Below are 24,023 nucleotides of genomic sequence, written 5' to 3'. Positions count from 1 at the left end.
CGCATGAGCTTCCGCGACCTCAACTCCTTGAGAAGGCACTACGCCGGCCAGGCGGGTCAGCTCGTCAACGAGTTCTACCTGCCCGTCCTGGGTGCCGCGACCCGTTACGACCGGCAATCGGGCTACTTTAACTCGTCGGCCCTCGTGCAGATCGCCGCCGGCCTGAGCGCGTTCATCGCCAACGTCCGGCGGCACGCCCTCCCAGGACGGCCACCGATGCGGCTGATCACCGGCACGACCTGGAGCGACGAAGACATCGAGGCGTACCACCGGGGCATCGACCTGCTCTACGAGAGCCTGGAGCGGACCGCCCTGCGGCGCCTGGAGCCGACCGAGGCCGAGTGCCGCCGGCTCGGCCTCCCGATCGGCTGGAAGCCGGAGGCCGACCAGATTGCCCGCGACCGCCTGGGGACGCTCTCCTGGATGGTGGCCTCCGGGCTGCTGGAGGTTAGGATCGCCCTGCCGCTCGACCACTCCGGGCAGCCGCTTTACCCCGGCCAAGGCGGGGGGCTGTTCCATCCGAAGGTCGGCATCCTCTCCAACGGCGATGACAACGTCATCGCTTTCAGCGGCTCGGTCAATGAGACCAGCGCCGCCTGGACACGCAACCGCGAGGAATTCGAGGTCAAGCGGAGCTGGTTCAACCCCCTCGACGCCGAGGACATCCAGGTCGCCCAGGCCCGGTTCGAGGCAATCTGGAATCGCAAGGATCCCGGCCTATTGGTGCTGCCGCTACCTCAGGCCGTCCGCGAGCACCTCGCCGCGTTCACCTCACCGGACGGCCCTCCCCGCCGCGATCCGATGCAGCGTGTCGAGCCGGACCAGTCCGCCGACCTGCGCGACCGCATCGCCGCCCAGTGGCTCTTGGACGCACCGACCAAGCCGGGCGGCGAAGCGCTTGTGCTCGCCCCCATCTGGGTCGACGGCAAGCCGTTCGAGCCGTTCCCCCACCAGGCCCGGATCAGCCAGCAAGCAGTCGACTCGTTCCCCCGCTCGTACCTGTTTTGCGATGAAGTTGGTTTAGGCAAAACGATCGAGGCGGGCCTCGTCCTCCGGTCGCTTATCCTGAAGAGGGAGCTGGGCCGAGTCCTGATCATTGCGCCACGGAGCCTGGTCCGGCAGTGGATGGAGGAGCTGCGCGAGAAGTTCGCCCTGACGGCCTGGTTCTATGACGGCCAGATGCTCCACGACGTCGGGGGCCGAGTGAGGCGGTCGGAGGACCCCTGGGCCGAGGAGGGCATCGTGATCGTCAGCCGGCACCTGATCGCCCGCCAGGAGCGGATGGGCAGCGTGCTGTCGGCTCGGCCTTGGGACGCGGTCGTAATCGACGAGGCGCACGCCGCCCGCCGCCGAGTCTTCGGGGCCGATGAGCCCAACCTGCTGCTTCAGCTCCTGCAGGAGATGAGGCGGCTCCACCTGTTCCGATGCTTGTGGCTGTTGACGGCGACCCCGATGCAACTGGCCGCCCACGAGGTGCATGACCTGCTGCTGCTGGCCGGCGTGGACGACCCCCGATGGGGGCCGTGGGCCGACCTCCACGAGTTCGAGCTCTTCTTTGACCGTCTGCGCAGCTTCGCCTCCGCGAAGGGCGACCGGGCCGAGGTGGTGACGATGACCCGGCGGGCGGTCGAGATCGGTGCACCGGACCTGTCGCCGGACGAGGTCCCGGCCCACTGGACCGGCCTCCAATGGCGCAGCCTGGTGCAGCGCATCCGCTCCAACGGATCGGGCCTGGCCCTCGCCATGCAAGGGCTGCTGCCGCAACAGGCCGAGGGCATGACACCGTACCTGGCCCGGCAGACGCCGCTGGCCGTCCACATGTTCCGCCACACCCGACAGACCCTGAGGGCCTACCGCGATCGGGGCCTGCTCCACGCCGGGCTGGCCGACCGGCGGCCCGAGGACGTGCCGGTGACATTCCAGTCGCCAGCCGAGGAGGCCCTGTACCGCCGCATCGACGTGCTATGCAGCCAGTTTTACCGATTGGCCGAGGTCGAGCCCGACGAACGGAGCGGGGTCGGCTTCCTGATGGCTGTCTTCCGCAAGCGGCTGGCCAGCTCCTTCGCCGCGTTCCGCAAGAGCCTGGAGCGTCGGCGCGACCTGATCGCCGCCGTCCAACGCGACCTGGCCGTCATGGACGAGGCCGCACAGTTTCAGAGGACGATGAGCGAGGGCGAGGAGGACGAGGACGAGGCCGAGGCCGCGGCTGCCCTCGACCGTGAACGCCAGCGGCTGCTGAGACTGCGTGCCGACCCGCATCGCCGGCAGAAGCTCGAGGAGGAAAGGCTTTACCTGCAGGACTACATCTTCGAGTTGCACCAGATCGACAAGGACAGCAAGTTCTGCGAGTTCGCAGCCCGGCTGGATGATCTGCTCGACCGCGGCCGCCGGGTGATCGTCTTCACCCAGTACCTCGACACCCTGGACTTCATCCGCGACCAGCTGATCGCGCGGTACGGCGCGCGCATGGCCTGCTACTCGGGCCGCGGCGGCGAGGTGTGGGACGCATCCACGAACGCGTGGCACACAGTCGACAAGGCGGAGGTCAAGGCTCGATGCAAGCAGAGCCACACCCGCGCCATCGACATCCTGCTGGGGACCGACGCCGCCTCCGAGGGCCTGAACCTGCAAGAGTTTTCGGCCCTGGTCAATTACGACTTACCGTGGAATCCGATGCGTGTTGAACAGAGAATCGGTCGGATCGACCGCATTGGGCAGGCTGCGAAGGTGGTGCTAGTCTCCAACCTCTACCTGACGGGCACCATTGAAGAAGACACCTACTGGACGCTGAAGGACCGCATTGGAGTGTTCGAGGACGTCGTCGGCCCGCTCCAGCCGATCCTGGCCGAGATGCCAAGCATCTTCCGGAAGCTGGCCCAGGGCGAGATCGAGCGGGCCGAGGCCCTGCGGCAGTTGGAGGCGGCGAGGAACCGCCAGGCGCCGGCAGTCGCAGCGGCCATCGAGGACCTATCCCCGGACCTGGAGGGCTCCGGGTCGGCCGCAACGGCCGACCCGCCGGCCACACAAGCGGAACTGGCGTACTGGTGCCTCCAGCACCCCGCCCCTGGCATGCAGATCCGGAGCGTGCCCGAGCCCGACACAGATCACCTGGCCGCGGACGGCGCGGTCGGCTGCCTGTCGATCACCTGGGCGTACGCGCCGCCCCACCTGGGCATTGGCAGCAATGAGGAGCTACTGGGCACGTTCAGCGGCGAGGTGGCCGACCGTCATCCCCCCACCGGACCCACCACCGACGCGACCGGCGTTGACCACCCAGGCAAGGAGGGCGTAAGACTCTTGACCTGGGGCGATCCGTATCTGATGGCTTGGCTCGAGGCAGTCCGGGGAGAGCCGGTTCCGGAAATGGATTATCACCAAGCGGAGTTAGAGGTAGGTCGCGATCCCTTACGGTGACGGAATCGACCTTGCTGACTCCTGCACGGCAAACTCGTCGACGGCCCCGGGGGCACAGGTGCCGTTTCAATCCTGTTCTTCGGAGCCACCCCTGGGCGAACTCTCTGGTCCCCTTCCTTCAGTCGAGCCCTCCGGTTCGGATAGGTTGGCATCCCCGATGTCGGCATGCTTGTTGAAACAAGCATGGTCCTGTCAACCTCCTATGTGTCAACCCCGCCAAATGCCTGAGGCGTGCGGATCGGTTCCGGCCGCTCAACCGAAGTGCCGAGCCGCGGGGCCAGAGCGGCGACGGCCAGCTTGCTCAGGTGCGGTTCGGACCGCTCAGTCATCGTCTGGAGCGGGCCGTAAACCCGAATCGTCGAGACTCGACTCCGAGGGGGCCCGAGACGGATGGTGGTCGATCCCCTGTGACGCGGGACGACAGGTAGCCGTCCGGCCGCCGACATGGTATAGAATCCGATACGGAATCCGTTCCGTAGCGGCGGAAAACTATGGATTTTGAGGTATTTCGCGAAGGAGGCCCCGACCGGCCGGGATCGGCCCAACCCAAGAGCCGCAACCACTTAACGCAAGCGATCGTCCATATTCCGATTCGCTTTCGTAAAGCGGGGGTTAAGAGTTCGACTCTCTTCGGTGGCTCTTGTGTGAGCGTGAGTCTTGTGGCCGTGTGGTTGTAGCAATTTGGCTGGAACTGCTCGTACAGGAACTGGTGCAGTCATTCATTTGCCTCGACAGGTCGCTGACTTTCTTTACTGACCGTTGCGCAAAGAAGCTCAAACTTTTTCGATCGCCAATCCGGCCTGAGCGAAGAAAGATCGGATCAATTGAGGTTTGTGCCGAACGCGTCCGATGGCGCAGTGGAACTGCTCGTGCAACTCCTCCAAGTCTCGGCAGACCAGGTTCCTCATCTCCACGTGCTTGAGGTGGTGCCATCCCCCTTCATCCCACGGGTTGAGGTCAGGGGCATAGCCCGGCAGGACCTCCAGCCGAACCGCATCGCGCGTCTCCGAGACGAACTGCGTCACCTCGGCTCGGCGATGGATCGGAGATCCATCCCAGATCACTAGCAGTCGCCTCCCGGCCACGCGTCCCAGATGCACGAGGAATTCGATGCTGTGCAACCCGGAAAGCGACTCTTGCCGCGCCAGGGTATAGAGCTTGCCCTGCGGCGTCATGCCGGCCATGACCGAGAGGTGATCACGCGTCAGTTTTTCCCGGAGGACCGGCGTCTGGCCCTCGGGGGAATAGGACTTGACCACGCCGGGCAAGAGATAGAACCCGGATTCGTCCACGAAAACCAGCACTCGGCGCTCTCTTCGAGACTGCTTCAGCAGCTCCGGCCAAACCCCGCACCGCCAATGCTCGATGGCGGCCTCATCACGTTGGATGGCCCTGCGAATCGGCGTCTGAGGTGTCCAGTGCAACTCCTTGAGCAGGCGGGAGACGTGCCCCTTGTGATAAGCGACTCCGAATTCCAATTCGATCACCTTTGCCACTCGGGCGCAGGTCCAGACCTGGCCCCGGAACCCGTACGCTTCCGGTCCATGCCAGAGGAGTTCGGGGATCAGATCCCGCTGCGCCGGCGAGAGATCCGAGGGATGACCCTGCCCCGGATGAGCCATGAGGGACTCGATGCCATCTTCATCGGCGCGGGCCAGCCACCGGCTCACCGTCGCCTCGGCGATGCCGAGGGCTTCGGCGATGTTCCGCTGATACCAGCCTTCTTGCTTCAGTTGCACGGCCCGCAACCTCCGCCATTCACGCCAACTTCGAGACACGACGTCGCTGGATTCCATCCCGCGATTCTACCAGAAAAAGTTTGACCTTCTTTGCGCAACGGTCAGTAATTGCTGCAATTGGTATTCGATCGGCGATCAGCCTCTGTTTTCAGGTTTGTTGAACGAGGGCTTGAACACCTCGCGCACCACTCGGAGAACGTTGCCGCCGAGAATCTTGCGAATGTCGTCGTCCGAATGACCACGCTGAACCAGACCAACCGTGAAGAGCGGCCAGTTGGTCCAGGAGAGGCTCTCGATCGCTTCGGGAGTGGTCACGAAGGGATCGTCGGGCCAAAGAGCTTCCCAACGGTCGCGGCGACGACCGCTTGATGGGATTTTGCGGTTTTCGGCCGCTGAGGCTCGCGAGGTGTAGGCGACATCGGTGCCGATGGCCACATGGTCCGAACCGAAGCGCCGAACGGCGTAGTCGACGTGATCGAGAAAGGCGGTGATGTCTCCCTTGCCACCCAGAAATCGGGGAATGCAGCAGATCCCAATGTAGCCGCCGGTGTCGACGATCGCTCGGATCACGTTGTCGGGCTTCGATCGAATATGGTTGTGCAATGCTTGACACGTGGTATGGCTCGCCACAACCGGACAATCTGAGACCTGCGCCGCCTCCAGACTGGTCTGCCAACCACTGTGGGCAACATCGGGGATGATTCCCAGGCGGTTCATCTCGGCAACGACGGCCCGCCCGAAATCGCTGAGGCCGGCGTTGGACGGTTCGGCGCATCCATCGCCGATCAAGTTGCGGCGATTGTACGTCAGATGCATCATCCGTATGCCGAGCTGAAAAAAGATTCGGACATATCTCAGCTCGTCCTGGACCGAAACCCACTGCTGTGTGAGAGGGACGCCGTTGCCTGTCAGGTAAAGACAGTGTTTCCCTTGCTCCTTGGCAGCGACGATGTCCTCGGGGGAGGCTGTGCGTCGGAGCGTCTCGGGGAGCATGTCGGTCAGGTAGGTGAAGCGGGCAAGTCGCTTTATGAGGCGAAGTGGGTCTTGTCCTTCCTCTCCGGCGTTCTGGAAGATGCAGGTAACACCCGAGGCCTTCCAGGCAGCTTCGAAGTCAGCCTGTTTGTTCGGGTTGATCACAGGGTGGGTCATGGACATCTCTTCCATGAGATCCTGCACCTCGATGTCCGAGGCACCGGCCTCGACTGCGGCTCGGACGGCCTCGCCGTCGATGGCAGCACGGGGTGCGAAGCCGTAGGCATCGAAGACGAGCGATTCAGCGTGAAGTCTCAACCCGTGCTCCAGCTCTTTACGGGTCGGTTTTATCAGCCCAAGCGCAACATCTCGTGCTCGGGAGATCTTCGGGTCAGGCTCTCGATGGCCGATTGCGCTGGAAGATGCGACGTTCTCCGTTCCTGCCTGGACCTGTCCCGTCGTCCCTGCCATTGCGAGAGCGGCCGAGGTCGTAAGAAATCCTCTTCGATGCATCGTGATCTCCCAGGATTAAGGGGTCCTTTCCGAGAGGCGTCGTGCCACGCGAGCCTCTGCCTCTTCTTCCGCTTGCCTAAGGGTCCGAGGTGAGGGAACACAAGATCCAGGCGTGGAACGATCGTTCCAGACCCGCTTCTCCACCTCAGGACCAGCGGACAGACAGAAAAACTCGACCCAATGTTCCAGAGGTTCGAGAGAACGGACGCGGTGTGCGGCCGGCACTCCTCCGCCGAAAGAGGCCCGATGGGCAGCAGGGAGTCGGACGGGGCGTGAGTCGAAGAGGTCTTTGGAGAAATCAGGGTTCAGGGGTGATCTGACCAAGGACGGCTTCGACCTGCTCACGGACCTCGGGGCTGGGGTCGTCTCGCAATCGTTCTAGAGAAGGGATCGCCTCTCTGGAGGCAACGCCTCCAAGGCCCAGGAACTTGATCGCCAGGAGGCGGACGGCTTCCTCCTGATGCTCCAGGAGATCGATCAGTTCGGGGATCGAACCTTCCAGTGGCCCTGTTCGTTCGAATCGTCGGAGTGAGCGTTCGACAGATCGGCGATCCGATTCGAGTGCGGCGAGCGAGATGAGATCAGGGACAAAGAGCGCGCCTTCCGGACCGAGTCGCTGAATCGCGCGACGGGTAGCATCGCGGACATCAGCATCCTCATCGCGGAGGGTTCTGACGAGATGCGGCCGAAGGGTGTCCGCATCGAGCTCCAGGCTTCCAACGGCCAGAACCGCCGCCTCTCGGGCCCTGGCATTCGTGTCATCCAGCATGGGAATCAAGAGAGCCGCCATCGGCTGTGCCGCTGAGCCCAGCGTCGCCAAGGTCTGCGCGGCAATAACTCGGAGTTCCGAGTTCGGATCTTCGAGCATTGCTCCGAGCGCGGGCACCGCCTCGGACGCGGCCGGGCCGTGAGCGGCGATCAGCTCCGCCGCTGCGATGCGGACCTTGGGGTCCGGGCCTTGAAGCTTCTCAATCACTTTGGGCAGGGCAGGGCGGCTTGCAGGGCCGAGTGATCGGAGGATCTCAATGGCCGATTGTTGGACCCGAGGATCGTCATCATTGAGGATCGATGCCAGTTCGCCAGGCAGTCGATCGTCTTTCGGAGCGAGACGATGCACGACCGCGATGGCTTCGAGTCGGATCGCCACGGATTCGTCACGAAGCAAGCTGCGAACGGCGGGGAGCGCGTCAACGCCTCTCGGACCAAGCTCTCCGATGGCATGGAGAAACGCCGTACGGACCTCGGGATCGGGGTCGTCCAGGCCTGCCATTAGCCTTGACACAGAGCCAGGGGCTGGAGGCCGGAGCCGGCCCAGGGCCAGGGCCGCGCCTCGACGGGTTCGAGGGTTCGGATTCTCGGTCGCTTCCATGAGTAGCCCGCCGATCGGGCGACCGATCAAGCCCAGAGCCTTGGCGATTTGATCGACCTGACTCGTCTCACGTCCCAGAGCGTTAAGCAGTGTCGGAGCCGCCTCAGGGCCGAGAAGGTGCAGGAGAAACGCCGCATGCCATGCGATTCCTTCATTGGCGTCCGAGAGCAGAGAATCAAAAAGCGGAATGAGTTGCCGGAGCAATTCTGGCCGACTGGAAAGCAGATGGACCGCCGCGCCCCGAACCTCATCCTGTTCGTCCCGAAGGCTACGACCGAGAACATCCGCCAGGGCTGAGCCGTCCGCAGGAGATCCGCCAAGGGCCTCAACTGCCCGAGCACGAACCTCAGCGGCCGGATCGTCGGCCCGAAGAAGGAGGACCTCAAGTACCCGACCTCCGGAGGAAATCGCAGTCGAGTGTCCAAGGGCCTCGACCGATCGGGCACGAACGACGGTGTCGGCATGCTCGGCCGCAGCGATCAAGGGCCCGACGGCCTCCGGGCCGATGCTGCCGAGGGCAACCGAGACCTCGTGTCCGATTCGGTCGCTGGGGTCCCCGAGTAACGCGATCAGGTCAGCGATCGCGGCGGAGGCATCGGGGCCGATCCGGCCAAGGGCCATCACAGCTTCTGCTCGAACATTCTCCCTGCGATCGCTCAGAGTTTCGCGAAGCCCCTCGACCGCCGCCTTTCCGACGCTCGCCAAGGCAAGGGCGGCTCGGAAATCCTGGTGCGTCTGTTCCATCCTACGATCACCGAACGGAGTGTGCAGCGCATGGAGCAGAGCGGGCACGGCAGGAGCGGCGTCAGGACCCAGATCGGTCACGGCGTCGAAGACGGGGAGTCGCACCTGGCCGTCCTTTTCCTCCATCAGGACATTGATCATCGCCGGCAAGGCGACCAGTCGGGTTTCAGGATCGGCTTCGCGGATAGCAATGGCCGAGGCCCGTCGCACCTCGACATTGGGATCGTTGAGTCCCGCAATCCAGGAATTCACACGGTCGGCGGTGGGGCGCTCCTGAACCGAAGCCGGGGAGGTCGTGCCGATCACACTTGAGGCGACGACTGTGTAGAGCGTCATCCAGAATCGAGCACGCACAATCATCCTCCGGTGCAATGAAATTTCCGGCGGGAGGGCCTACCTCGTCCGTCCCGCCGAGTGGACAGCTTGATCAGGCCAACAGTCCTGGCAGCGGCTCGGTGCTATCGCCGAAACGATCGACCGGCACGCCGGCTCCCTGGAGCATCGAAAGCAAGAGGTTGGACATGGGCGTCTCAGGGCGGCACTTCAGGTACTGGCCAGTACGGAGCGCCCCGCCCCCTTTGCCCAGCACGATGACGGGCAAGTTGACGTGGTCGTGGCGGTCGCCATCGCTAATCCCGCTTCCGAAGAGAATCATCGAATTATCGAGCAAGTTCGAGCCGTCGGACTCTTCGACGTCCATCATCTTCTCGATCATGTAGGCAAGGATCGAGATGTGATAGCGGTCGATTTCCCGGAGCTTCCGGTGCTTTTCCTCGTCGTTGCCGTGGTGCGAAAGCTCGTGGTGCCCGTCGGTGAAACCAAGCCAGGGATAGTTCCGATCGGTCGCCTCCTTCGTGACCATGAAGGTTGAAGCGCGGGTGCTATCGGTCTGGAAGGCCAGGACCATGAGGTCGCACATCAGGCGGAGGTGTTCGTCGAAGTCGCTCGGAATGCCCGAGGGCCGCTCGAAGTCAGTACCGGAAAGATCTGCCGAGGAGGCGTTCTGGATCCGCCGCTCAACCTCTCGAACGCCCGTGAGGTACTGATCGAGCTTGAGGCGGTCGGCCGAGGAGACCCGATTGCGAACCCGACGGGCGTCGTCAAGCGCGTAGTCGAGGATGCTCCGGCGGTAGAAATCGCGATCGGCAACGGTCGATCGGGTCAGGCGTTCACTACCGTCAGTGAACAGGCGGTCGAACACGAGTTTCGGATTGAGTTCGTAAGGAGCGGGCGAGGTTGAGGTGCGCCAGGAGATATGGGTCTTGTAGGTTCCACTATATCCGAAGGCATTGCCCGACCGGGCGGCTTCACAGCCGAGTTCGAGGCTAGGCAGGCGAGTCTGGTTGCCGACGTGCCTAGCGTAGAGTTGATCCGCCGAGATATCGACACGAACGGCATCCTGGGACTTGTACGCCTGGGCTCCCGTGAGAAAACTCGCGGCACCCTGGCCGTGGCCGCACCCCTCGTCGTCGCCGTTGGTCAGCGCCGTATTATGCGTCAGACCGTGGAAACAGTTGAGATACTGGCGAGCGAATGAGAGCGGCTGGAGCGTTTCAGGAAGATTGACCAGGGTCCCTGGCCGCTCCGGGAACCAGGCCGGCAGATGCACCCCATTGGGGACGTACCAGTAGCACATCCGGACGGGAGGTCCATCCTTCACCAGGCTGGCCAAGCTTGCGACGGCGGGAAGGCTCTCCATCCAGGGCAGGGCAAGTGCTGCCCCCATCCCTCTGAGCATCGTCCGTCGGTCCATCGGAATCGCCATGTCAATGTCCCTCGGAAACGGATACGGATTGTGTGTCAGAATGTCCGATCGCCCCAAGACCCGAGAGTCGCGACGATCGACCCACACGATTGATTTATTCGGCGACACCTCGGTACTGGAAGGCCCGGCTTTCGACGATTCCGAGAATGATCGCGCGAATCCGGTAGTCGTCGGCGACAAGTCGCTCCCGAATCGCTTCGACTTCGGGATAATCGTCGGGCAAGAGGCCACGGCCGAGGCCATAGGTCATCATGTTCTCGACAAGCGTCCTGGCGAACTTTTTGGTCGAGGTGGAGGTGAGCACTCGCTTCAGTTCTCCGGCGTCCGCAAAGGTTATCCCTCCAGGCAACTCTCCCGAGGGATCAATCAGGAATTCGCCGTCCGTGGACCTCCAGCGACCGATTGCGTCGTAGTTCTCCAGGGCAAAGCCAAGGGGATCCATCTGACGATGGCACGACGCACACTCAGGATTCGTCCGGTGAAGTTCCAGACGTTCGCGAAGCGAAGCATCCTCGGCCGCCTGAGGATTTTCATCCAGCTCAGGCACGCCGGGAGGAGGGGGCGGGGGAGGTGTTCCGAGGATCTGTTGCAGAATCCACTGACCCCGCTTGACCGGGGAGGTCCGATTCGGATTCGAGGTCAGTGTCAGAACACTCGCCTGCGTCAAGATCCCACCCCGATTGCGGTCCCTAAGCGCAACCCGCTGAAACTCCGCACCCGAAATTCCCTCGATTCCGTAGTGGCGCGCCAGGTCTTCGTTGACGAAGGTGTAGTCTGAGTCGAGCAATTCGAGGATGCTGCGATTTTCTCGAAGGATTGAGGCGAAATAATGCTCCGTCTCTTCTCGCATCGCGTTGCGTAAGGCGTCGTCGAACTCGGGAAAGAGCGATTCGTCCCGAGAAGCTCCCGCGAGTGTTCGAAGCTGCAACCATTGTCCCACGAAGTTCGCGACAAACGCCTCGGATCGAGGATCGTCGAGCATCCGATCGACATGTCGAGACAGATCGTTGCGAAGCGTGTCCTCTCGGGCAGCGCGAAAGAGCTCGTCATCAGGCATGCTGCTCCAGAGGAAGTAGGAGAGTCGATTGGCCAGTTCGAAGGCGTCGAGCGGTCGATCTTCGAGCGACTCTTCCGGCTCGACGAGGTAGAGGAATTGGGGGGACACAAGAGCCGTTGTCATTGCGACTTGAAGGGCGCGTTCGTGGCTCTCGCCGCGGTCGTAGGCCAAACGATACATCTCAAGAAGCCGCTCCTCCTCGCCGGGTCGGACCGGACGCCGGAAGGCCCGTTCGGCAAACAGAGCGATCGCTTGTCGGGCACAATCCATCGTTGAATGATGTGCACAGCGAGGAGTGCAAGAAAGGAGTCGACGGTGCGATTCGGGGAGCCCCTCCGGCTCGACCGGGAGGGGACCTCGGACAACCATTGAATCGACGTGCAAACCGCGGGCATCGCCATACCGCTGGTCTCCGCCCGCAATGGCGGTGACAACATCGGGTCCGAGGACTTCGGCCTCGCTCTGGCCCGAAGCCAATGCGACATGAGCCAGGGAATCACCTTCGGCGACGGTCAACCAAAGCCGATAGACGACCGTTTCGTCTTGCACCTGCACCGCTTCAACCCGACGTTCGGCCGCACCCAGACCAATGACGAGCAAGGGGGGAGGCACGGAGTCAGCGATCCGAACTCTCACGAGGCTGAAATCCACCAGATAGCGGCCAGGCTTCAGGGCGTGTTCAAATTCGACCGGCTCGTCCATCGGAAGCGGATACGTTCGCAGGCCGATGAGTTCGGCGGGGGCAAACCCCTCCACATCGGGCAGAACGATTGCCTCGTCCAGAGCCCGCTCGGCAGCATCCAGGTATTTTTCAATGTGAATCGGCGAAACATTCAGAGCCGAGCCGACGTTATCGAACCCGAACCCAATCTCGTCCGGAGGGAACGCCTCTGAGAGGCGAAGGTTCACACCAAGAAGGTCACGGATCGTGTTGTCGTACTCTTGCCGGTTCAATCTGCGGAGAACAACCGGAGGTGGACGCATACCATCGGGACGAGAGGCCAGAACGTCCTGCTCAATCCACTCGATCATTGCATCAAGTTCTTCGAGCGACGGTTGCGGCAGGTCGACCGGCGGCATGATGCGGCCTTCCAGCGCATCAAGCACACGGAGCCAGGTCTCACCGTCCTTGGCAGCAGCAGTGCCATCGTCGAACCGGTCCAGGACGATCCCCGCTTCTGCATAGACTTCTGCGTGGCAGTCGATGCAGTATTGCTCAAGCAGAGGGAGTACTTGCTGGCGAAAGGTGTCGTCCGCCACCGCCCCAAGGGCGAAAGAGGGAGGATGGAACATCCCCACCATGATCGCACCAAGTGAGGCAAGCAGACGTCTCCGGTCGTTCGGCATCATTCCAGTTGACTCGCGATGACAGCCGTGAGTGTAAGCGGTCGAGATCGCTTTTCCGACATAAGTTTGACATAGCGAAGGGGACATGTCGAGAGGCTTCGCTCAACGTTGAGTAGCCACTATCGAACGATCGCGCCTATGAAAATGTACGGTCCGAAGTGGTTCTGGCACGACGCCATCAGAGTTCGTTTCGTACGACTCCCGTAGCTCGTTGAACGGCGAACACCCAACCAAAACCAACTCGGCAATTATTGTTCAATACAGAGATTGACTCTGGTCGGCCACGTCGGTCTCCCCGGGCCATCCTGATCTCATGGCAAAGCGGCTAAAGAATTATCGCATTACCTTACTTAGTTCTATCAAAAATTTGGAATCGACACGTTTCATGATTATGTTTACACATGAACATAAAATTACTCATCAACCACAGAAGTGGGCTCTGATGAGACTTCCGGAGACAAGGGCATCATCATTTCTTTCCTGGGGGCACGCGTTTCAACGTGCCCGACCCATGCACGTTCAGATTCTCGATGGTGAGTTCGTCTGCCAATCGGTCTGGACCGATTCGGAACGTCACACCGCTGAGACCAGAAGCCATTTCTCCCTCGGGTTGGTAGGAAAATGTATCTCGGTCGAAGTGCGTGAGTGGAAACGCCTTCAGTCCCGGCCCGAGTTTCAGCATGAGGACGTTGTCTTCCTCGGCAACAACAGCGTCGCCAACAAACTCGTTGGAATAACGACCAAGATAACTCACGGTCGGTAATGGCGGCGAGCGATCGACCACTTCCTCCTGATAATCCACACGTAAACCGTAATTTGGCGTGGACAGCTTCTCGAAGACAGGAGTCATTGTCATGAACCAGTCACGCTCAAGTTTCCCATCGTCAAACAGATCGAAGAAACTCAATGCAACCGCCTCGGGGACGCCGATTGGCGCCCCATTCGTGAGAACGACGATACCAAGATTCTCGGCCGGAAGAAGAAAAACGCACGTCGCGGCCCCGAAGTCAAACGCACCAGAGTGGCTGAGCGTCAGCCGGCCATTTGGGTCTTGGCCCACGTTCCACCCGAGCCCATAAAAGCCGGTGCGGTCGGCCGAATGCGCTGCCGGTGTGCTGATCACTTGCGGCTTGAAAGTCTCTTCGAGTTGGTCTCTCGCGATCAACAGTTTGCCATCGACAATGCCCTCGGCGATGAGGAGCCGCATCCACCGAGAAAGATCACGGGCCGTGGAACTTGCACCACCGGCTGGAGCCTGAGCGTCGGGCTGGCGATCATATTTTGCGACCCACTGACCATCGACGCGAGCGTGGAGCTTCGCACGGTTCGAAGCGGCCGCGTAATCGGCGTGCCGGTAACTTGTACGCTCCATCCCGAGCGGCTTGAAAAGCCGGTCGGTGGCAAGATCTTCCCAGGTGGTGTCGACAGCCTTCGAGGTTGCCACCCCAGCCTGAGTGAAGGCGAAATTCGTGTAGGCATAGCTTGCTCGAAACAGACCTGCTGGCTTCTGGAACCGTATTCGGTGAAGCACGTCAAACCGGGAATATCCCAGATCTTCGAGGAGGTCACCTGCATGTTCGGGCAACCCGGTCCGATGACAGAGCAAGTCGCGGAGCGTGACCTCGCCTGACACGAAGTCATCATACAACCGGAACGAGGGGTCCAGGTCCGACACCTTCGAGTCCCAGGACACGATTCCTTCGCCGACAACGGCAGCGATCACACTCGACGTTAATGGCTTCGAGACCGATGCGAGTTGGAACACCGTGTCCGGGTCGATCGCGTCTGGCTTCCCGAGTTCTCGGACACCAAAACCTTTCAGGAAGACGACTTCATCCTTATGGACGATGGTAATCGCGAGACCCGGCACCCCGGTCTTCTGTCGGATCTCCTCGATGTACGGTTCGAGCCCCGACACCGCGGCGATCACTCGATCGTCGGGCTGATCCTCCCCCGGGTTTGGGAACGCGAGGGCCATCATCGTGAGTAACCATGGCGAACATGGTGCAAGTGTCATGAACGTTCTCCGAAAGAATCAGAAGGCTGAAGGTTTACTGGGAGATTTCAGGATAAACCCGGGCCACAGTGGAGTCTCGCAGATCGAATGTGTCGAGTGACTTCACCGCAAACTCGATCATTCACCACCCATCCGATCTTTTTCCGGACAGCCTAGTTGGGTGCCAAACCAACTTCCGTAGTCCGCTCGATCATTTCGATCGGGCTGGAGAAGGAAAACCCTCGGCAGACCTGATCTCGCGAGACCTGTACACCAATGGCAGATTGCTCCTCAAGTCGACATGAGAACCGCTGGAACCAGCATTCTGCACGGTCAAGAGATCAACACTGTGATGAGGAGTTACCCTCATCGGCATGCTCGCACGTCACGAGGCAGTTTGCCCTTTGTTCGAGCACAATCCAGACTCCACTCGATCAGCCAGAAACGCACAGCCGATGGATTCAAGGTCAAGCTCAAACCAGGGGACCCCTTAAAAAAAGTGCAATCACTGCAATCAGAGCAACCGATATAACCTGCGTTCAAGGCGTCAAGGTCAAGGTCAGTGGGATCATTGTCGACAGGATGTCGCCGATGAAATCTTGACCCTAGTTGATGACGTCCCGATTGGTGATCTTCACTGTAAAGGACGACGCCAATGCTCAGGAAGTGCATCGGATTCGTACTGGTTGTGGCCTTTGCACCCGGTTGCGGAAGTGTCAACGTGATCAAGGACCCGGGCCCTGGGCAAGCGGGAATTCGATACTATCGACCCAAGCCGTATTTGCTTGTGACTCCGGCAGATCCGACGGGGCGAATGGTGAAGATCGAGACGAAATTCCTTCCCGACTTTTCCGAAGAGTATGCACTTCGAATTCGTGGCAACGGCGCAGCCAAGCTGAAAGACGGCTGGAACCTTGTCGAGGTCAGTGCTGGAGGCAAGAACCCGCCACCTCCCGCCCCTCCTGAGCCTCCTGCAGCCCCCGAAAACGTTGCAGGGGCCGAAGTCCCGGATATGGTGGTGGCTGGGACGAATGTTCCTATCGGATATTATGAATCTGTCTTCGGCGAGGTGGATGGCCGGAAATTCCTGAAAGGCTGGCAATATGTCGGCTTCTCCGTTATGGGAGGTGCATCACCTCCCGTACCATCACTGGTCACAGGCAACGGAGGCAACGGTCAGGGCGTCTCATGCCCTCACGGGCGTAACGGCAATATCCCCTGCCAGCCGAACGAGTACGGGGTACCTGCCTGCATGGAGAACGGGCTTGGAATGTATGAGGTCGAACCGCCCCTGTTCGGACTAGTCATGATTAATGGTGTCATGACCTTCCGCATGATCGATGAGATCGCGATGAACCAGGTCTGCCCCTCGTACGTGACGGTGCCGAAGCCTCAACCACAGTTTCCGCAAGAAATTCCGGTCGAACGGGATTCCGACGTCCGGACCGACCCCGACCCCTCGGATCCGGCGACCGATGTCCGCGTCAGCCCCGAGGCTCCGGCCCCCCCCAACCCCAATCTGCCCCAGTCCAATTACGACATTCCCTCGAGCGTTATTCCGCCTCCAATCATCCCAACATTCTACGCGCAGTAACGCTCAAGAATGCACTTTGGCTCCATGATCGCTTGGAGAACCCTGGGTGAGTCGACATCAGGAATTGTTTTGCTAGCGTAATTCCTGCCTTCGTCTGATCGGAATTGAGCCACGAACACATGCGGGGTTGGGCATTCGGGCCGGCCCCGTATGTGTTTAGGAATCGGAGTGGTTCCAAGAAAAGTATTCAAGTTTGGTAGCCTCAATGATTGTCGCCAAGCTGAACAGCAAGACGAATGTCAAATTGACAGAGTCGATGGTAGACATCCTTCGCTCGCTCTGGATCATCATCCCGAACACATCGGTAGAGTCCGGCGAAAACCCGAGCACATAGCTCGGCTTCTTCCCAACGCTCCAGGCGGAACTCGTCGATCTGACGAGCAAGGTCGTCGAAGAGGGACCCAGCGATTGACGGCCGATTCATTGCCAGGCAAAGTTCTGCCTGTTGAAGTGCCCGAAGAAACCGTTCCCGACCCGTTCGAGCCTCCCGAACCGCTCGGGCCATCACGGAAAGTGCCTCTGCGTTGTTGCCCGATTCGAACAGGTCTCGAGCACGGTCCCAGGGGTCCGGCTCCTGGAATTCGGTGGCGAGATCCTGGGAGCCCAGATTGTCCGGGAGCCTTTGCGGAGGCTCAGGTTCCGGTTCCGGCTCGGGTTCCGATTCGGCCTCGGGCTCGGGCTCCTCGGTGGGTTGAAGCTCGGCGAGCCAGGCCCGGGTCTCCCGGCTTGCGCAAGGCGTCTCGTCATCCATCTCACATTCGGGCCAGTCCGGATAATCCGCCAGCCAGGCCAGGAGCATAGCTTGAACAGCTCGTCGGGCATGGTCGTGGCCAAGTTGATCGAGCGCGAGCATGGCATACCGATGATCATCGAGCCAGCCAAGACCTCCAGGCTCGCCCAAAGCTCGCTCGCAAACCTGAAGTAAGCTCTCCCAATCCTGGTCATCGGCAAGTCTGCGGGCCTCTCGGCGAATTTCCGTGGGAATCGCGGGCAACTCGGAAGAACTTGGGCAGCCGGTAATTCGATAAAAGTCTCCCATCGTCAGAGCCCGAACGACGAGATAGGGGACCGGGTCGGAGGCATCGGTCCCTTGAAGGAACCTGGCGGCCTCCGCAATGCGTCGGCGGGCATCGGAGGTGTCGAGAATCGGTCCTGAACTTGACCGTGAGCGGCTCGAAGGTACAGGACGTTTCGGCTCATCGAAAGGAAGTGACTCACTCGGTTCGTCTTCAAGAAATTCTTCTTCTCGAAATTCGTCCGCTTCGACGTCCTCCTCCACCTCGTCGGGAGGCTCGGGAGGTTCCTCAGTAATGCCTCGGGATTTGACCAGCTTCTCGACAATCTTGCTCACGTCTTCAATGGCCGAGACGCAGGCAGAGAGCCTTGGACCTTTGCGCCCATAGTGCTCCTCAGCCGAGAGACTTTCATTGAGCTGGTCGATCGAGGTCCGACAGTCTCGAACCTGCATCAGAAGGGTTCGATAGAACGACTCGTCGGTCGCTTTCACGGCATTGTCGAAATCCTCGGCACGGATCTTGCCCTCGGCCTTGAATTCGTCGGCACGGTCGGGATTCTTGGCAATGGCCTGCTCGACATCCCGAGATTCCTTGTATCGGAAGAACGAATAGCACAAATCGCCGAGTGCGTGGGTCAGTGGGACGGATCGGAGAATCAACGGCAAGGAGCGATCGCCATCGAGCCATTCGATCACTCCCTCCCGGAGTTCCAGGTCACCATCCTCAGGTTCCGGGTGCATCGTCTCCCAGAATCGCTCTTGCATCTGTCGGATTAAGATCAATCCATCTCGGAGACCCGGCAAACCGAAACGACGAGCCAGCGCATCGGCAACGAAGGCAGCAATGCGGAGGTCTTTCGTTCGTTCACGGAGCAGATCCGTCCCCAAGCTGATCACAGCGTCGAAATCAGCGAGTTTTCGGTCCCGTTCATAGATATCTCGGCTCGACGCATCTTCATCACTCTCACGAGCAGCCTCGAGCTGAGCAAACTCGTCTTCCCAGCGGAGGTCGTCTCCAGCGGGTCGATCCTCGGAAATCGGTGTCAGAAGGGAATCGAGATCCAGGAATTGTGCCGATGCCATGAGCGATCCTGACCAGAGCGGTCTACTTCAGAGACAGATCGGACGATCGGGACCGCAAGGCCCCGATCGAAAAATCTTCCCAGGAACCAACCAAAGACTCAATCATCGTTACTCAATCTCATACGTGAACGCACCCGATTCGTCCACGCTGACGCGAGCCGACCGGATGGCGTCGCCTTCGGCCATGCGGGCCAGCAACGCCCGAGAAAGCTCCGGTAACAAACTGCGAGTCAAGATATGGTCGACATTTCGGGCACCGCTCTCGACCTCAGTGCATCGAGCGACAATCGTATCGATGAGGGCATCATCATACACCAGGCTTGCCCCATGGTTCTCTGCCATCCGACGAACAATCCGGTCGAGTTGCATCCGGGTGATCTGGCGTAATACGTCGTCACGAACCGGATAATAAGGTACAACGATCATTCGTCCAAGCAACGCTGCGGGGAAAGCGTTCAGCAAATCGGGCCGCAGGGCCTCATTCAATTCTTCGGGTGAAGGAGTGGCCTGGCCAGCCGGAGAAACCCGCATGATGGTGTCTGTCCCCACGTTGGAAGTCAGCAAGATCACCGTGTTCTTGAAGTCAATTTCGCGTCCTTCTGCGTCTTCGAGAACGCCCTTGTCAAAAACCTGAAAGAACAGTTCCATCACATCTGGGTGTGCTTTTTCAACCTCGTCGAGCAGGAGGACACTATAGGGTCGTCGGCGCACTGCCTCGGTCAAGACACCCCCCTCTCCGTAACCGACGTAGCCGGGAGGAGAACCCTTCAGGCCCGAAACCGTATGGGCTTCCTGATACTCGGACATATTAATCGAAATCAGGTTTCGTTCTCCCCCATAGAGTGCCTCGGCCAGCGCGAGAGCCGTCTCGGTCTTACCGACACCGCTGGGGCCAACCAGGAGGAAGACGCCGATCGGTCGGCGAGGATCGGTCAAGTTGGCGCGAGCCGTACGAATACGCTGACTGATCGCCTCAAGGGCATGCCCCTGACCGACAACGCGCTGGCCAAGCATTTCATGAAGATTCAGTACCGTTTGAATCTCGTCAGCCATCATGCGACCTGCCGGGATTCCGGTCCAGCCAGCAATCACCTGAGCAATGGTCTCGGAATCGACACACACTTGCATCAAGGGAGACTCACGCTGAAGAGCCCGAAGATCGGTGGTCTTGGCAACGAGCTCGGCGCGGAGTATCTCAAGATCGGGGAGAGGGGTGCTGGACTCAGGACGAGGTTCCCCGTTCTGTTCGGAATCGGAAGCAAGCCTGGCCTGTTCAATCGATTCGAGCAATTCGCGGATTTCCGTGACTCGCTCGCGTTCGACCGCCCATCGAGCCTCGAGTTCGGCCAGGCGGGTCTCGGCTTCGACGAATTCTGCGGATCGAGCCGCGATAAGTTCGCTATGGGGAGAGCCAGCAGCCTCGTCGCGTCGGAGGATGCCGAGTTCGATGTTCAACGCCTCGATCCGACGGCGGGCATCCTCAACCTCAGCAGGAGTCGCCGCCTGGCCGATGGCGACGCGAGCACACGCCGTATCGAGCAAGCTCACCGATTTGTCTGGAAGCTGTCGACCACTGAGATATCTGGCCGACAAGGTGACAGAGGCGTGGATCGCCTCGTCGAGGATCCGAACCCGATGATGCCGCTCCAGCATCTCGCTGATGCCTCGCATCATTGTGACCGCTCTGGGCTCATCAGGCTCCTCAACCTTCACAACCTGGAAACGACGGGCGAGGGCCGCGTCCTTCTCAAAATATTTTTTGTACTCAGCCCAGGTGGTTGCGGCGATCGTCCGCAACTCTCCCCGAGCCAGGGCCGGCTTGAGAAGGTTGGCGGCGTCTCCCTGCCCGGCCTGCCCCCCTGCGCCGATGATGGTGTGGGCCTCGTCAATAAACAGAACGATTGGGACGGGTGAGCTCTTGACCTCAGAAATCACCTGTTTGAGCCGGTTCTCAAACTCGCCCCGCACCCCGGCTCCGGCTTGGAGTAAACCGAGATCGAGGACGTGAATGCGAATATTCCGGAGCACTTCAGGCACATCACCCGCCACGACACGCCGAGCAAAGCCCTCGACCACGGCCGTTTTCCCTACGCCCGCCTCGCCTGTCAAAATCGGGTTGTTCTGTCGCCGTCGAATCAAGATGTCCACCATTTGGCGAATTTCTTCATCACGACCGATGACCGGATCGATCTCACCAGCCTCGACTCGGGCTGTCAGGTCGACGGTGTACTGGTCAAGCGCTCGACCAGCACCAGCTCCTGCCGGCGTTCCCGTCTCTATTCGGCCAGCGGAAGGTGCGGCCGTCGACGCCGAGGCCGGTCCAACGTCCTCGACCGATCCGGCTGCGACATCAAGCAACTCGGCCTCGAGGCGATCAGGCGAAAGCTCGGTCAAGGTCGAGGACATTTCCCGTGTCAGCCGTCGTAGCTGATCGTTGCTGAGCAAGGCCAACAAAACGACTCCCGATCGAATTTGTCCGAGACCATACTGGACAGAAGCGAGGAGCCACGCCTCCTTGATCACGTCCTCAATCTGAGGAGCTAGCGTTGGCGTTCTTGAATTTCCGGTCTTGAGGCGGTCGATGGCCGAGATCAGGTCGTGCTGAAGCTGGCTCAAATCGATGTTGAAGTGTCGGAAGATTCGTTGAAGATCCGAATCGACAGACTCAGAAAGCTTGAGCAACCAGTGTTCGATTTCGACACTATAATTCGTGCGAGACAAGCAGAGTCCCGCGGCGGCCTGAAGCGCATCCAGGCATGTTGGGTTGAGTTTCTTCACCAAGGTCCCAACCTGAATCGCCATCGTCCTATCTCCTTTGTGAATTGAGTAACATCGCGTTGAGCTCAGACACAAGCAAGACCATCAGGTGTCCGAAACCCAAGAAGTTCGACACATCCCCATCGAGAATGCCCGAAATCTTTGTCCCTCTGGTGAGAAAAATTGAGTAAATCGATTCCGGCCGTCGTCAAGGATCTCCGACTCGAGACGAAGAATTTCTCTGGAGACATGTTGCAAGACGCTCGCACAGAGGTTTAGATTCAAGCTGCATGTCCTGTAAGGCTTGAAAAGGCCATTTTGACATGTTGGCTGGCTGGCCTATTCAAGGGTGCATAAAGCCCACATAACCAACCTCAACATTGAGGAACACGTTAATGCCTGGCGATGAGAGCCTCCAGCACAAGCTCGACCGCGTTCGTCCCCCTCGCGTCCAGATCACCTATGACGTTCAAGTCGGCGACGCGCAAAAAAAGGTTGAGCTACCATTTTTACTCGGCGTCCTTGCGGACCTATCGGGGCATCCAGAAGAACCGCTTCCTTCGATGAAGGAACGAAAATTTGTCGAGATTAATCGCGACAATTTCAACCGGATCATGGCGGGAATGAAACCGCGACTGGCGATGAAGGTTGACAACCAGTTGCAAAAAGATGGCACCCGTCTCGGAGTCGAGCTCAAGTTCAAGTCGATCGACGACTTCGAGCCCGAGCAGGTTGTTCGCCAAGTTGAACCGTTACGCAAACTTCTGGAAGCCCGCCAGCGCCTGGCGGATCTGAAAACAAAAATCACGTCGAACGATCGACTTGACGGCTTGCTTCAAGATATTATCAAAGATACCGATCGCCTGAAGCGGCTTGGGGAAGAGACGGGGCATCGAGATCAGAACGAGTCCGGATCGTCGGACACAGGCGAATAACTTGGGAGGCCCCATCATGAGCACCGAAGCCAACGAACCCCAGGGCCAGCCCGTTGCCGAACCCGAGACGACGACCCAATCCTCAGCCGAGCCAAGCCTTCTAGATCAGATTCTTGAGGTCAGCCGGGCCAAGAGCGAGGAAGATCGAACCTATCAGAGCGATCTGATCGGCCAGTTCGTCGAAGACGTCATGAGCGGTCAGATGAAAGTCTCGGCCAACACCGAGGCAATGATCAATGCCCGCATTGCTGAACTCGATGAACTCCTGAGTGATCAGCTCAACGCCATCATGCACCACGAAGACTTCCAAAAACTGGAAGCATCGTGGCGCGGCCTGAACTATCTGGTGCAAGAGTCCGAAACCGGAACAATGCTCCAAATTCGGGTGCTCAACGCGAGCAAGAAGGATTTGTTGCGCGACATGGAACGCGCAAGCGAGTTCGACCAGAGCGCCTTGTTCAAGGCCGTTTACACGTCCGAATATGATCAATTCGGCGGCACCCCATACGGTGCTTTGATTGGTGACTATCAGTTTGGCAAGCATCCGCAAGACCTCGCCTTACTTAAGCGGATATCCAACATCGCGGCCTCGGCACACGCACCGTTTATCGCCGCCGCAGGTGCGGATATGTTTGGGCTCGAATCATTCACGGAACTCCCCGAATTCCGAGACCTTGCCGAAATTTTCCGGACCAGGGACTACGACAAGTGGAATGCCTTCCGCCAGTCGGAAGACGCTCGGTACGTCGGACTCTGTCTGCCTCACATCCTCCTCCGGCTCCCTTATGGTCCCGAAACCAAACCGGTTGATGCATTTCAGTTTCGGGAGAGCGTCGATGGGAAGGAGCACGAGAAATACCTCTGGGGGAATGCCGCCTACGCCATGGGAGCTCGGTTGACCGATGCCTTCGCCCGCTTTGGCTGGTGTGCCTCCATTCGAGGCGTTGAGAACGGTGGACTCGTTCGCGATCTTCCCGTACACACCTTCTTGACCGACGACGGCGAGATCGCGGCCAAGTGCCCGGCGGAAGTCCTCATTTCTGAGCGCAGAGAAAAAGAACTGGCCGACCTCGGGTTTATTGCACTGACCCACTGCAAGAACACCGACTTTGCCGCCTTCTTTTCGGCCCAATCCTGTCAGAAGGCGACCGAGTACCAGGGGACTGATGGTGACACAGCAACCGCAAATGCAAGACTCTCGACCCAGTTGCCATACATCTTGATGACGAGCCGGTTCGCGCACTATCTCAAGTCCATTGCTCGAGACAAGATCGGCTCGTACATGGAACGAGCCGGATGCGAACGCTGGCTCAATGACTGGATCATGAATTATGTGACCGAGGACGATTTTGCCTCGGATGACACCAAGCGGCTTTATCCACTTCGAGCGGCCCGCATCGACGTTGAGGACGACCCACGACGCCCCGGCTGCTATCGGGCCATCGCCTACATGAGACCACACTATCAACTCGACGAGTTGACTGCCTCCTTGCGGCTGGTCTCCGAATTACCCGCCCGTGCGAAGTCCTGACGATTCGCCGGTCACACCAGATGAACAAAGGCTGGATCGATCGATCTCCAATGCGTGATCGAATCGATTTGGCCTTCTCGACTCGGGTAGAAGGTCTTCCAAGTCACCCGGACCGTGGACGATTTGATTCGTCCAGTCCGTTCCACTTTCATCCAAGGCCCCTCAAAGTGGGCCGTAGTCCCTGGGGAGAAT

12 protein-coding genes are annotated in these 24,023 nt (G+C 59.9%); 4 read left to right on the top strand and 8 right to left on the bottom strand.

The annotated features are described in order from the left end of the window. The first annotated feature begins 3 nt into the window (after positions 1 to 3). Entirely contained in the window at positions 4 to 3,414 is a 3,411-nt protein-coding gene (locus HG800_RS19735; protein ID WP_169978690.1) for an SNF2-related protein, read from the top strand. Between the two features lie 773 nt (positions 3,415 to 4,187). Here HG800_RS19735 and HG800_RS19730 read toward each other — a convergent pair. The 6 genes from HG800_RS19730 to HG800_RS19705 form a co-directional block, all read right to left on the bottom strand. Beyond that, positions 4,188 to 5,210 carry an IS630 family transposase gene (locus HG800_RS19730; RefSeq protein WP_261345961.1) on the bottom strand — a complete coding sequence of 341 codons (1,023 nt, stop codon included), beginning with the start codon at positions 5,208 to 5,210 and terminating at the stop codon, positions 4,188 to 4,190. A gap of 78 nt (positions 5,211 to 5,288) precedes the next feature. Beyond that, a complete protein-coding gene (locus HG800_RS19725) occupies positions 5,289 to 6,443 on the bottom strand; it encodes a dipeptidase (protein WP_235963818.1) in 1,155 nt (384 codons plus the stop codon). Positions 6,444 to 6,936: 493 nt separating this feature from the next. After that, on the bottom strand, positions 6,937 to 9,105 hold the full coding sequence (locus tag HG800_RS19720) for a HEAT repeat domain-containing protein (protein WP_169978684.1): 2,169 nt from the start codon (positions 9,103 to 9,105) through the stop codon (positions 6,937 to 6,939). A gap of 73 nt (positions 9,106 to 9,178) precedes the next feature. Then, positions 9,179 to 10,516, bottom strand: coding sequence for a DUF1552 domain-containing protein (locus HG800_RS19715; RefSeq protein WP_169978682.1), 1,338 nt, complete (start codon positions 10,514 to 10,516; stop codon positions 9,179 to 9,181). Positions 10,517 to 10,610: 94 nt separating this feature from the next. Beyond that, on the bottom strand, positions 10,611 to 12,923 hold the full coding sequence (locus HG800_RS19710) for a DUF1592 domain-containing protein (protein ID WP_169978680.1): 2,313 nt from the start codon (positions 12,921 to 12,923) through the stop codon (positions 10,611 to 10,613). 466 nt (positions 12,924 to 13,389) lie between these two features. Further along, on the bottom strand, positions 13,390 to 14,901 hold the full coding sequence (locus HG800_RS19705; protein ID WP_169978678.1) for a serine hydrolase: 1,512 nt from the start codon (positions 14,899 to 14,901) through the stop codon (positions 13,390 to 13,392). 736 nt (positions 14,902 to 15,637) lie between these two features. Here HG800_RS19705 and HG800_RS19700 point away from each other — a divergent pair. Beyond that, positions 15,638 to 16,510 carry a hypothetical protein gene (locus tag HG800_RS19700; protein WP_169978676.1) on the top strand — a complete coding sequence of 291 codons (873 nt, stop codon included), beginning with the start codon at positions 15,638 to 15,640 and terminating at the stop codon, positions 16,508 to 16,510. A gap of 202 nt (positions 16,511 to 16,712) precedes the next feature. Here HG800_RS19700 and tssA read toward each other — a convergent pair whose 3' ends face one another. Continuing rightward, the gene (gene tssA, locus HG800_RS19695) at positions 16,713 to 18,608 is read right to left on the bottom strand and encodes a type VI secretion system protein TssA (protein WP_169978674.1); all 1,896 of its coding nucleotides are present in this window, start codon (positions 18,606 to 18,608) and stop codon (positions 16,713 to 16,715) included. 108 nt (positions 18,609 to 18,716) lie between these two features. Next, positions 18,717 to 21,410, bottom strand: coding sequence for a type VI secretion system ATPase TssH (tssH, locus tag HG800_RS19690; RefSeq protein WP_169978672.1), 2,694 nt, complete (start codon positions 21,408 to 21,410; stop codon positions 18,717 to 18,719). Between the two features lie 350 nt (positions 21,411 to 21,760). On the opposite strand from tssH, the gene tssB reads away from it, so the two are divergent. Together tssB and tssC are read left to right on the top strand one after the other, a co-directional pair. Continuing rightward, the gene (gene tssB / locus HG800_RS19685; RefSeq protein WP_169978670.1) at positions 21,761 to 22,300 is read left to right on the top strand and encodes a type VI secretion system contractile sheath small subunit; all 540 of its coding nucleotides are present in this window, start codon (positions 21,761 to 21,763) and stop codon (positions 22,298 to 22,300) included. Between the two features lie 16 nt (positions 22,301 to 22,316). Then, the gene (gene tssC, locus HG800_RS19680; RefSeq protein WP_169978668.1) at positions 22,317 to 23,831 is read left to right on the top strand and encodes a type VI secretion system contractile sheath large subunit; all 1,515 of its coding nucleotides are present in this window, start codon (positions 22,317 to 22,319) and stop codon (positions 23,829 to 23,831) included. The last annotated feature ends 192 nt before the right edge of the window (positions 23,832 to 24,023 follow it).

The organism is Tautonia rosea, from assembly GCF_012958305.1.
Taxonomy (GTDB): Bacteria; Planctomycetota; Planctomycetia; order Isosphaerales; family Isosphaeraceae; genus Tautonia; species Tautonia rosea.
This window is presented reverse-complemented; position numbering and strand designations above follow the sequence as displayed.